9 protein-coding genes and 2 tRNA genes are annotated in these 10,596 nt (G+C 64.9%); 9 read left to right on the forward strand and 2 right to left on the reverse strand.

The features are described from left to right. Positions 1-117 precede the first annotated feature (117 nt). A complete protein-coding gene (gene dnaG / locus LZA78_RS04635) occupies positions 118-2,073 on the reverse strand; it encodes a DNA primase (protein ID WP_233675766.1) in 1,956 nt (651 codons plus the stop codon). 146 nt (positions 2,074-2,219) lie between these two features. Between dnaG and LZA78_RS04640 the strand changes: the two genes are divergently transcribed. Further along, the gene (locus tag LZA78_RS04640; RefSeq protein ID WP_233675767.1) at positions 2,220-3,131 is read left to right on the forward strand and encodes a pirin family protein; all 912 of its coding nucleotides are present in this window, start codon (positions 2,220-2,222) and stop codon (positions 3,129-3,131) included. 85 nt (positions 3,132-3,216) lie between these two features. Here LZA78_RS04640 and LZA78_RS04645 read toward each other — a convergent pair whose 3' ends face one another. After that, the gene (locus tag LZA78_RS04645) at positions 3,217-3,804 is read right to left on the reverse strand and encodes a TetR/AcrR family transcriptional regulator (protein WP_233675768.1); all 588 of its coding nucleotides are present in this window, start codon (positions 3,802-3,804) and stop codon (positions 3,217-3,219) included. Between the two features lie 21 nt (positions 3,805-3,825). On the opposite strand from LZA78_RS04645, the gene LZA78_RS04650 reads away from it, so the two are divergent. From LZA78_RS04650 to LZA78_RS04685, 8 genes are all read left to right on the forward strand, one after another. Continuing rightward, positions 3,826-4,131, forward strand: a complete 306-nt coding sequence (locus LZA78_RS04650; RefSeq protein ID WP_233675769.1) for a hypothetical protein — start codon at positions 3,826-3,828, stop codon at positions 4,129-4,131. 73 nt (positions 4,132-4,204) lie between these two features. Beyond that, complete coding sequence (locus LZA78_RS04655) at positions 4,205-5,503, forward strand: homoserine dehydrogenase (protein ID WP_233675770.1); 1,299 nt, start codon at positions 4,205-4,207, stop codon at positions 5,501-5,503. An 11-nt stretch (positions 5,504-5,514) separates the two neighbouring features. Then, positions 5,515-5,907 carry a VOC family protein gene (locus LZA78_RS04660; RefSeq protein ID WP_233675771.1) on the forward strand — a complete coding sequence of 131 codons (393 nt, stop codon included), beginning with the start codon at positions 5,515-5,517 and terminating at the stop codon, positions 5,905-5,907. Between the two features lie 97 nt (positions 5,908-6,004). Then, complete coding sequence (gene glpX, locus LZA78_RS04665) at positions 6,005-6,970, forward strand: class II fructose-bisphosphatase (RefSeq protein ID WP_233675772.1); 966 nt, start codon at positions 6,005-6,007, stop codon at positions 6,968-6,970. A 77-nt stretch (positions 6,971-7,047) separates the two neighbouring features. Continuing rightward, the gene (gene recJ, locus LZA78_RS04670; RefSeq protein ID WP_233675773.1) at positions 7,048-8,793 is read left to right on the forward strand and encodes a single-stranded-DNA-specific exonuclease RecJ; all 1,746 of its coding nucleotides are present in this window, start codon (positions 7,048-7,050) and stop codon (positions 8,791-8,793) included. Between the two features lie 112 nt (positions 8,794-8,905). Beyond that, positions 8,906-8,980 (forward strand) — tRNA-Glu (locus LZA78_RS04675). A gap of 20 nt (positions 8,981-9,000) precedes the next feature. Further along, positions 9,001-9,075: transfer RNA gene (locus tag LZA78_RS04680), tRNA-Glu, on the forward strand. Between the two features lie 89 nt (positions 9,076-9,164). After that, positions 9,165-10,502, forward strand: coding sequence for a DUF6538 domain-containing protein (locus tag LZA78_RS04685; protein ID WP_233675774.1), 1,338 nt, complete (start codon positions 9,165-9,167; stop codon positions 10,500-10,502). The last annotated feature ends 94 nt before the right edge of the window (positions 10,503-10,596 follow it).

Genomic DNA, 10,596 nt, shown 5'->3' on the forward strand with positions numbered 1-10,596 from the left:
CTGCGGGGCGGGCTTGGGCCTCGTCACCCAGACAGGATCGAATCATATCCTGCGGTTGTATCGAATCGCGGAGGCGAATCACAGGGCCGAATCATCGCCCCCACGCGCCCGCCGCGCCTAGTTCTTGCGTTTGCGCCAGATTTCCCCGTCGATCATGGCCTGAAGCTGCGCCGAAAGTGCCGCGCGGTCCTCGCCCATGTCCGATGTGTCGTCCAGCTTCGACTGCTTGGCCCGGTTACGGGCCGTCGTGGCCTGGGTGATGCGCCAGGTGACGCCCTCATCGGCCAGACCTTCCAGATCCTCCATCGCTTCGGCCACCTCGGCGCGCACCGCCCGTTCGGCGGCCAGCTTGGCCAGTTCCTCGGCCAAGCACAGCCGCGCGAGATCGGTATCCTCGCGCTTGAGAACCGGTGGCGCAGTGCGCACATGGGGCAGAGCCATCAGCTTTTCAAGATCAGCGCCCGCCCCGGCAAGAAGCCGTTCGGATATTTCGGCCGGGCTTTCATGGCCATGCAACAGCATCAGGCCGCGCAACCGGTCATAGGCCGGATCGCTCAGCGGCACTTTCTCAAGCTGGCTTTCGAACTGCGCGATCAGCACCGGATGCGTGGTCAGGATCGCCAGCACCATCGCCTCGCGCAAATGCTCGGTTACCCGCTCGTCCGAGGCCGCCGCAAGCGCCGTCGAGCGCGTCATCGGCAGCGGATGCACGGGCTGCGTCACCCAGCCCTTGCCCCCGCCTCGCGCGGTGCGCGGCGCATAGCTGCCCGAGGGCGCCGGGCCGCGACGCATATCGAACAGCTCGGCCCGCAGGCGTTTGATCTCTTCGCCGTAATGCGCCTTGATCGACGGATCGGCGATGCGCTTGATATGCGCGCGCAGGTCCTTATCCAGCGCCGCCTTGCGTTCGGGGCTGTCGAAGACCTTGCCCTCGATCGCGCGCTGCCAGAGCAGGTCGACCATGGGCTTGGCGGCGTCGAGCACCCGCTCCATCGCCTCGCGCCCCTCGGCCTTGATCAGATCGTCGGGGTCCTGCCCGCCCGGCATGATGGCAATGCGCAGCCCCTTCCCGGCCTCCAGCAAAGGCAGCGCCAGATCGATCACACGCTGCGCCGCACGGATACCGGCCGCGTCGCCATCAAGCGCGATGATCGGCTCATCATGGATGCGCCACATCAGGCGCAGCTGATCCTCGGTGACCGCAGTCCCAAGGGGGGCCACCGCGCCGCCAAAACCCGCCTGCGCCAGCGCGATCACATCCATATAGCCCTCGGCCACGATCAGCCGCCCACCCTTTCCACAGGCCTCACGCGCGGGTCCGTGGTTGTAAAGATTGCGGCCCTTGTCGAACAGTTCAGTCTCGGGCGAGTTCAGGTATTTGGCGTTGTCATTTGGGTCCATCGCCCGCCCACCAAAGGCGATGCAGCGCCCGCGCGCGTCGCGGATCGGGAACATGATCCGGTTGCGAAAGACGTCATAGGGGGCCTTGCCCTTGGTGCTGGCCTTGGCAAGCCCCGCGCCCAGGATCAGATCCTCGGCGATGCCCTTGGCGCGCAGCGCCTCCCACAACCCCTGCCAGCCATCGGGGGCAAAGCCGATCTCGAACCGGGCCAGCGCATCCGCCGACAGCCTGCGCCGCGCAAGATAGTCACGCGCAGTCGCCCCGCCCTGGGTGGACAGCGACATGCGGAAGAACTTGACCGCCTCTTCCATGACAGCCGCCAACTCGCTGCGCCGGTCGGCCTTCTTCTCGGCCACCGGATCGCGCGCGGGCATCGGCATCCCGGCCTCGCGGGCGAGGATCTCGACGGCCTCCATGAAGCCCACGTTCTCGGTCTCGCGCACGAAACTTAGCGCGTCGCCCTTCGCGTGGCAGCCAAAGCAATAGTAATAGCCCTTACGGTCATCGACATGGAACGAGGCCGATTTTTCGTGATGGAACGGACATGGCGCCCACCAGTCGCCCTTGCCCTGGTTCGACTTGCGCATATCCCATACGACCTTGCGCCCGACCACTTGCGAGATCGAGACACGGTTGCGCAATTCATCAAGAAACCCAGGCGGCAGACTCATGCCTTCTATATTGGCCGGGACGGCCCCGGAGTCGAGGGGGCCTCAGCCTGTGCAATCGCGAACAGCCGCTCTGCCACCTTGCCCATTTGCGCAAAACCGTCGTTGCCCTACCTTTACGCCAACGCAATCCTTTGCAGGAGGCCACCATGTCCATCCGCCCCGTCCTCGAAACCCGCCGCGCCAAACCCACGATGGAGGGCGCCGGCGTGCGTCTGCACCGCGCCTTCGGCTTCACCGACCCGTCCGAGCAAGACCCGTTCCTGATGTTCGATGACTTCCGCGGCGATCACCCGTCGGACTATATGGCGGGCTTTCCCTGGCACCCGCATCGCGGAATCGAGACGATCACCTATGTCCTCGCAGGCTCGGTCGAGCATGGCGACAGCCTCGGCAACGCAGGCTCGCTCGGCGCGGGCGACGTGCAATGGATGACGGCAGGATCGGGCATCCTGCACCAGGAAATGCCCTCGGGCGACAAACAGGGCCGGATGCATGGGTTCCAGCTCTGGGCAAACCTGCCCTCGAACCTGAAAATGACCGCGCCCCGCTATCAGGACATCAAGGGCACCGACATTCCCGAGGTGATCGACGATGACGGCACCCGTGTGAAGGTGATCACCGGCGCATTCTGGGGTCAGCGCGGCCCGGTGGACGGCATCGCCGCCGACCCGCAATATCTCGACATCTTCGTACCCGCAGGCCTCAAGAAGACCTTCAAGATCGACACTTACCGCCGCGCCTTCGCCTATGTCTTCGACGGCTCGGCCTTCTTCACCGATGCCTCCGCCCCCACCGGCGTTCTGCTCGAAAAAGAGGTGATGGGACAGGAGGTCAACATCCGCGACATGTCAGGCAACCGCACGTTGGTGCGCTTCGGCTCGGGCGACGAGGTCACCGTTCAGGCGGGCGAGAAGGGCGTGCGCTTCCTGCTGATCTCGGGCGCCCCGATACAGGAGCCCGTCGCTTGGCACGGCCCCATCGTGATGAACACGCAAGAGGAACTGATGCAGGCCTTCCGCGAACTCCGCAACGGCACCTTCATCAAGCCCGCGCACTGACCAAGGCCCTTTCGGCTTTGCATAAATATCCCGGGGGTGAGGCCGCAAGGCCGAGGGGGCTGGCCCCCTCCCCCCACCAACCGGATCAACCGCTGACAGCCTTGCGCACCATGTCCCAGTAAATGTCCTCGACGGTCGCGCGGCTCAGACGTCCGCCCTCGCGGAACCAGGTATTGACACCGGTCAACATCGCGATGATCGCCATGGTCGCAAGCTTGGTATCGGGCACGAGGAATGCCCCCGCCGCCTGCCCCGCCTTGAGGATAGTCTCCAGCTCCGTCTCATAGGCGCGACGCAGCCCCTCGATCACTGCGAAATTTTCGGGACCGAGGTTGCGCAACTCCATGTAGCTTAGAAACACCGCCTCGGGGCGCTCGCCGTTATAGCGGATGTGAAAGCGCACGAAGGTTTCCAGCGCCGCGACGGGCGACTCGCCGCCCCGCGTCTCCTGCCATGCCGCGATCAGCCCATCCATGTGATCCTTGAGCAGATCGAACAGCAAAGCCTCCTTGTCGGGGGTGTATAGATACAACGCCCCGGCCTGCAAACCCACAGCCGCCGCGATCTGGCGCATCGACACGGCGGCAAAGCCATGCCGCGCGAACAGCTTCATCGCCTCCGCGCGAATGCGTGGGCCTGTGATTTCGGAATGAGAGCCGGTCTTGCGTGCCATGGCGCCACGCTAACTGAACGCATGTTCATTATCAAATCCCTTCGCCCTTCCCTCTGGCATTGCCCGCCCGCGCGCAATATCGTGGCCCGAAAAGGAGCCCCCATGCCCCGCCTCGCCTGCCTTACCCTGGTCCTCACGCTGACTGCCTGCTCGGCGGGCACGGATGCGGATTATCCCCACCTGCTGCCGACGAGCACGCTTCTGGGGGACGCGGCGCTTACTCCCGATCCCGCGCCGGGGCTCGAGGCCCGCGCCTCCGACCTGCGAGCCCGCGCTGATGCTTTGCGCGCGCCCGTCTTGCCCGAGGGCGAATTGCCCGCAAACTAGGTCTTCCCTCCGTTGCAAGGCCGTCCCTTTCCCGGTAACAGACCTGCAGACCATTCAACTTGACGAGGTTCCCATGTCTGCCGTTTCCGCCACTCCGCTCCGCCTTGGCATCGCGGGGCTCGGCACCGTGGGCATTGGCGTCGTCAAGATCGTGCAGCGCCACGCCGAGATGCTGGAGGCCCGCACCGGCCGCCCGGTGGTGATCACTGCCGTTTCCGCGCGCGACCGCACCAAGAACCGCGATGCGGACCTGTCGGGCTATGCCTGGGAAACCGACCCGGTCGCCCTTGCGACCCGCGATGACGTCGATGTCTTCGTCGAACTCATGGGCGGCCACGAAGGCGCGGCCAAAAACGCGACCGAGGCCGCGCTACGCGCTGGCAAGGATGTCGTGACGGCGAACAAGGCGCTTTTGGCGCACTACGGCCAAGAACTGGCCGAGATGGCCGAGGCCGCAGGCCGCGTGATCCGTTACGAGGCCGCTGTCGCGGGCGGCATTCCGGTGATCAAGGCCCTGACCGAGGGCCTTGCGGGCAACCAGTTGCGCCGCGTCATGGGCGTGATGAACGGCACCTGCAACTACATCCTGACCCGGATGGAGACCGCGGGCCTGCCCTATGACACCGTCTTCGAAGAGGCCCGGCAACTGGGCTACCTCGAGGCCGACCCGAACCTCGACGTGGGGGGCATCGACGCGGGCCACAAGCTCTCGATCCTCGCCGCCATCGCCTTTGGCACCAAGGTCTCGTTTGACGACGTGGTGCTGGAAGGGATCGGCCGGATCTCGATCGACGACATTCGTCGCGCGGGCGACATGGGCTACAAGATCAAGCTTCTGGGCGTCGCGCAGATGACCGGGCGCGGGCTTGAGCAGCGCATGACGCCCTGCCTCGTGCCCGATAGCTCGCCTCTGGGTCAGCTTCAGGGCGGCACGAACATGGTCGTGCTGGAAGGCGACTCGGTCGGGCAGATCGTTCTGCGCGGCGCGGGCGCGGGCGAAGGCCCGACGGCCTCGGCGGTGATGGGCGACGTGGCCGATATCGCGCGCGGCCTGCGCCTGCCGACGTTCGGCGTCCCCGCAGAAAAACTGGCAGAACCGACGCCCGCCGCAGTCTCGGCCCCGGCGCCCTATTACCTGCGCCTGCAACTAATGGACAAACCCGGCGCGCTGGCCAAGGTGGCCTCGGTTCTGGGCGAGGCGGGCGTGTCGATCTCGCGGATGCGCCAATATGGCCATGCCGACACCTCGGCCCCGGTGCTAATCGTGACGCACAAGACCACCCGCGACGCAATCGACGTGGCGATCGGCGGCTTCCCCGCAACCGGCGTAGTCGAGGGCGAACCCGTCGCCATCCGCATCGAGGAAATCTGACGGGGTGGGCGATGTTCAGCCATGTGACTCTGGGCATCGCCGACCTGACCCGCGCCCGCGCTTTCTACACCCCGCTGATGGAACTGCTGGGCCTGCGCCTGCGCTTCGACAGCGATGAAGAGGGCTGGATCGGCTGGCAGCCCAACGAAGGCGGGCGGCCGCTTTTCATCGTCACGCGCCCTTTCGACGGCCGCGCGCCCGCACACAGCAATGGCGCAATGGTGGCCTTCATGGCCGCCGACCGCGCGGCGGTTGATGCCGCGCACCGACACGCCCTTGCGCATGGTAGCACGGACGAGGGCGCCCCCGGCCTGCGCCCGCATTACCACCCCGATTATTACGCCGCCTATTTCCGCGACCCGGACGGAAACAAGCTTTGCGTGGTCTGCCACGCGCCGGTTTGACGCCCTCTCGCCCTCGTTAGCGTTCTCAGGCTTGTAGTTTGGGGCCTAACTGGCTTACCTGTGCCCGGCCCTTCGCTCTGGCAGACAGGAACACAAGATGACCTCCCCCACCGATTTCAACGACCGCATGCTTTCGCTCGGGCTTGCCCGCGTGTCCGAAGCCGCGGCCCATGCCTCCGCCCGCCTGATCGGCCGCGGCGATGAGAAGGCCGCCGATCAGGCCGCCGTGAACGCCATGCGCGACCAGCTCAACATGCTCGACATCAAGGGCGTCGTCGTCATCGGCGAGGGCGAGCGCGACGAGGCCCCGATGCTGTATATCGGCGAAGAGGTCGGCACCGGGAACGGCCCGGCGGTGGACATCGCGCTTGACCCGCTCGAAGGCACCACGCTGACCGCCAAGGATATGCCCAACGCGCTGACCGTGATCGCCATGGCGCAGCGCGGCACCCTGCTGCACGCTCCGGACGTCTACATGGACAAGCTGGCCATCGGCCCGGGCTATCCCAAGGATGTCGTCAGCCTTGAGATGACCCCGACCGAGCGCGTTCTGGCGCTGGCTGCCGCGGGCGGCGTGAAGCCCGAGGACATCACCTGCTGCATCCTCGAGCGTCCCCGCCACGAAGACCTGATCGCCGAAGTCCGCGAGACCGGCGCCGCGATCCGCCTGATCACCGATGGCGACGTGGCCGGCGTGATCCACTGCGCCGAGGCCGAGATCACCGGCATCGACATGTATATGGGCTCGGGCGGCGCGCCCGAGGGCGTTCTGGCAGCCTCGGCGCTGAAATGCATGGGCGGCCAGATGTGGGGCAAACTGCTGTTCCGCAACGATGACGAGCGGGGCCGCGCGGCGAAGGCCGGCATCACCAACCTCGACAAGATCTATGCCCGCGACGAGCTGGTCACCGGCGACGTGATCTTTGCCGCGACCGGGGTCACCAACGGCTCGATCGTGCAGGGCGTCAAGCGCGAACCGAACTTCATCGAGACCGAGACGATCCTGATGCGCTCCAAGACCGGCTCGGTGCGCCGCATGATCTACCGCAACCCGATCAAGTAAGGCGCCCTTCCGCGCAGATAGAAAGCCCCGCCACGGCGGGGCTTTTCGTTTTGGCAGATTTTGCGTAGATCAGGGATATGAACGCATTCCTTGGTGTAGATCTGTCCCTGACGGGGCGCCGCTGGATTGGCCCCACGGCCGAGGCCGACCGGCTGGCCGAGGCCATGGTGCAGGAAACTCGCCTGCCCCTGCCGCTGGCGCGCATCCTTGTTGCGCGTGGCGTGCCCCCCGAGGATGCGGCGAGTTTCCTTGAACCCACCCTGCGCGAGTTGCTGCCCGATCCGCGCCAGATGAAGGACATGGAGACCGCCGCCGCGCGTTTCCTGCGTGCCCTGCGTGGGGGCGAGAAGATCGCCGTCTTCGCCGATTACGATGTCGATGGCGGCTCCTCCGCCGCGCTTCTGATCAGTTGGCTTCGCCATTTCGGTCGGCAGGCGACGCTTTATATCCCCGACCGGATCGACGAGGGCTATGGCCCCAACGTCCCCGCGATGCAAACCCTTGCACGCGAACATTCGCTGATCGTCTGCGTCGATTGCGGCACGCTCAGCCATGAACCGATAGCCGCGGCAAAACCCGCCGATGTGGTCATCCTCGACCACCACCTGGGCGGCGAGACCCTGCCCGATTGCGTCGCCTGCGTGAACCCCAACCGGCAGGACGAAAGCGGCGATCTGGGGCATCTTTGCGCAGCCTCGGTCGTCTTCCTGATGCTGGTCGAGGCGAACCGCCAGCTACGCGCCGAGGGCACACAGGGCCCCGACCTGATGGCGCTCCTGGATTTGGTGGCGCTGGCGACGGTTGCCGATGTGGCGCCGCTCTTGGGCGTGAACCGCGCGCTGGTGCGGCAGGGCCTCAAGGTCATGGCGCGGCGCGAGCGGCCGGGGCTTCGGGCGCTGGCAGATGTGGCGCGCATGGACAAGGCGCCAAGCGCCTATTCTCTGGGGTTCCTGCTTGGCCCTCGTGTGAACGCGGGCGGGCGCATCGGCGCGGCCGATCTGGGCGCGCGGCTGCTGGCCACCACCGACGACACCGAGGCGCAGATGCTGGCCGAGCGACTCGACCACCTCAACACCGAACGCCGCGAGATCGAGAATCGCGTCCGCGACGCGGCGCTCGCGCAGGCAGAGGAACGCGGCCTTGATGCGCCCCTGGTCTGGGCCGCGGGCGAGGGCTGGCATCCGGGCGTCGTGGGCATCGTCGCCGCAAGGCTGAAAGAGGCCACCAACCGCCCCGCCGTGGTGATCGGGCTTGAGGGCGGCATCGGCAAAGGCTCGGCCCGCTCGGTCTCGGGCGTCGATCTGGGCGCCTCGGTGCAGCGCGTCGCGGCCGAGGGGCTGCTTCTCAAGGGCGGCGGACACAAGATGGCCGCAGGCCTGACGGTGGCCGAGGACTGCATCGACGCGGCGATGGCGCGCCTGTCCGAATTGCTGGAGCGCCAGGGCGCGGGCACAGGCGGACCGCGCGATCTGCGCCTTGACGGGCTGCTTCTGCCCGGCGCCGCCACCCCTGCCCTGATTGACGAAATCGACAAGGCGGGCCCCTTCGGCCAGGGCGCCCCCGCGCCCCGTTTCGCCTTCCCGGCGATGGAAATCCGCAGCCCCCGTCAAATCGGCGAGACCCATCTGCGCTTCACCTTTTCCGACGGCATGGGCGCAAGGATCGACGCGGTTGCCTTCGGCGCCTTCGACGGCCCGCTTGGCCCGGCGCTGTCGAATCCCGGCAGCGCGCGGTTCCACCTTGCCGGGCGGCTTGAGATCAACACATGGGGCGGCCGGACCAAGGTCCAGCTGCGCCTCGAGGACGCCGCAAGGGCGGAATAATCATGCCTGCAAAGGCGTTTCACGCGCGCCCGAAACGAGTTTGAGATTTCTCGAAAAAACCTCTTGCGCGTCCAAACGGGCTGCCTTATGAACCGCCCCACGCTGCAAGGATGGCCCGTTCGTCTATCGGTTAGGACGTCAGGTTTTCAACCTGAAAAGAGGGGTTCGACTCCCCTACGGGCTGCCAATCCTTCGACGTGCCAGCGCGGCCCGTTCGTCTATCGGTTAGGACGTCAGGTTTTCAACCTGAAAAGAGGGGTTCGACTCCCCTACGGGCTGCCACTCCCCCCCAATGCCCTTTATCCCTTGATTTCTTGGGGTTACCGACTCAAATCTGGGTACAAATCCAGGTACAATTGAGGCGGCGAAAGATGTCGAACTACCTCATCAGGCAAGGCAATGCGTGGTCCGTGAAGGTCTCGATTCCGGCAGATGTGCAGCACATCTTCGGCAAGCGGGCTTTCAAGAAGGCGCTCAAGACAACCGACAAGACCATCGCCATCGCCCGCAGTGGACCGCTGATTGCGGAGTTCAAAGCGGCCATCGAGGAAGCAAGGGGCAACCCAACGCAACACCTTGACGAGTTCCTGGCGCAGACCCGAGTACATCTGCTGAATGCGAAAAAGTCCCCCGACACAGATCCCGCTGCTATTGGCGGTATCGAGGAAGAAGTTCTGGGTCGCCTTCTGGCTGCTCACGGGGTGAAGCACCCAGAACAACTACCCGAGAAGGCCGAGGCGAAGGTCATCAAGGCTTACAAGGTCGCTACTGGGCAACGCACCCTCTTTGAGAGCCCTCTTGAAGACTACATCGAGGGCCGCAAAGTCGAACCCAAGACCGCCGCCAAGGATCGCCACGCGATCATGAAGTTCGCCGCAAGGGTGTCCACCGTCGAGGAGGTTGATCGACAGGCGGTCAGGAACTTCGTGAACTGGCTTTCGAAGGAAGAAGGTCTCAAGAACCGGACCATCAAAGACAACCTGAGTACGCTCAGGGTCTACTGGAACTGGCTTGTGCATCAGTCCCTCGCACCCGAGGACCGCAAGAACCCGTTCACAGACGTCCTGTTGCCGCCAGAGAACCGTAAAGTCGCGGCCGAGAAAGTGCGCCTGCCCTTCACCGTGGAGCACATCCGGACCCTTCACGCGGCGATCTTGGAAGGTCGAAGCGAGATGATGAATGCCACGTTCCTGCTTGCGATCTACACAGGCTGCAGGATCGAAGAGATCACGTCACTCGAGACGATCAACGTCTACGAAGACACGATCCAGATCGTTCGAGCCAAGACTGCCGCAGGAAACCGGATGATCCCGATCCACGATGAAATCAAGCCGCTGGTCGCTGAGTTGAAAGCACGAGGCCACCAGTATCTGCTGCCCGATCTGGTGCCGAACAAGTACGGGATGCGGTCACCCGCCATGTCGAAGCAGTTCGGAAAGGTGAAGAGCAAGCTCGGATTCGACAGCCGGTATGTGTTCCACTCGATCAGGAAGACCGTGGCAACGCTGCTGGAGCAGTCAGGTGTGTCCGAGGGCGTCGCCGCCGACCTTTTGGGGCATGACAAGCCAACCATGAGCTACGGGGTATATTCCGGCGGGACCTCGCTTGAGCAGAAGCGCGAGGCGATCATGAAGTTGGACTATGGGCTGCCAAGAACACTGACCTGCCAGACATCGTGTCCCCCGTCAGCGCCTATGGCACAGATTTGAGGTTGTGATTTAAGGAGGATTTGGGCTTCGTCGTAGTGACGAAGGAACGAAGATGAAGCCCAAATCCTCCAATTCAAAATCGCCGACCAAGCCC

The organism is Rhodobacter flavimaris (assembly GCF_021378075.1).
GTDB classification, from domain to species: domain Bacteria; phylum Pseudomonadota; class Alphaproteobacteria; order Rhodobacterales; family Rhodobacteraceae; genus Rhodobacter; species Rhodobacter flavimaris.

Excerpts from the sequence above, each read along its gene's own strand:
- LZA78_RS04645 (WP_233675768.1), bottom strand. The coding sequence starts at position 3,804 with ATGGCACGCAAGACCGGCTCTCATTCCGAAATCACAGGCCCACGCATT.
- LZA78_RS04640 (WP_233675767.1), top strand. The coding sequence starts at position 2,220 with ATGTCCATCCGCCCCGTCCTCGAAACCCGCCGCGCCAAACCCACGATG.
- LZA78_RS04685 (WP_233675774.1), top strand. The coding sequence starts at position 9,165 with ATGTCGAACTACCTCATCAGGCAAGGCAATGCGTGGTCCGTGAAGGTC.
- recJ (WP_233675773.1), top strand. The coding sequence starts at position 7,048 with ATGAACGCATTCCTTGGTGTAGATCTGTCCCTGACGGGGCGCCGCTGG.
- LZA78_RS04650 (WP_233675769.1), top strand. The coding sequence starts at position 3,826 with ATGTTCATTATCAAATCCCTTCGCCCTTCCCTCTGGCATTGCCCGCCC.
- LZA78_RS04660 (WP_233675771.1), top strand. The coding sequence starts at position 5,515 with ATGTTCAGCCATGTGACTCTGGGCATCGCCGACCTGACCCGCGCCCGC.
- LZA78_RS04655 (WP_233675770.1), top strand. The coding sequence starts at position 4,205 with ATGTCTGCCGTTTCCGCCACTCCGCTCCGCCTTGGCATCGCGGGGCTC.
- glpX (WP_233675772.1), top strand. The coding sequence starts at position 6,005 with ATGACCTCCCCCACCGATTTCAACGACCGCATGCTTTCGCTCGGGCTT.
- dnaG (WP_233675766.1), bottom strand. The coding sequence starts at position 2,073 with ATGAGTCTGCCGCCTGGGTTTCTTGATGAATTGCGCAACCGTGTCTCG.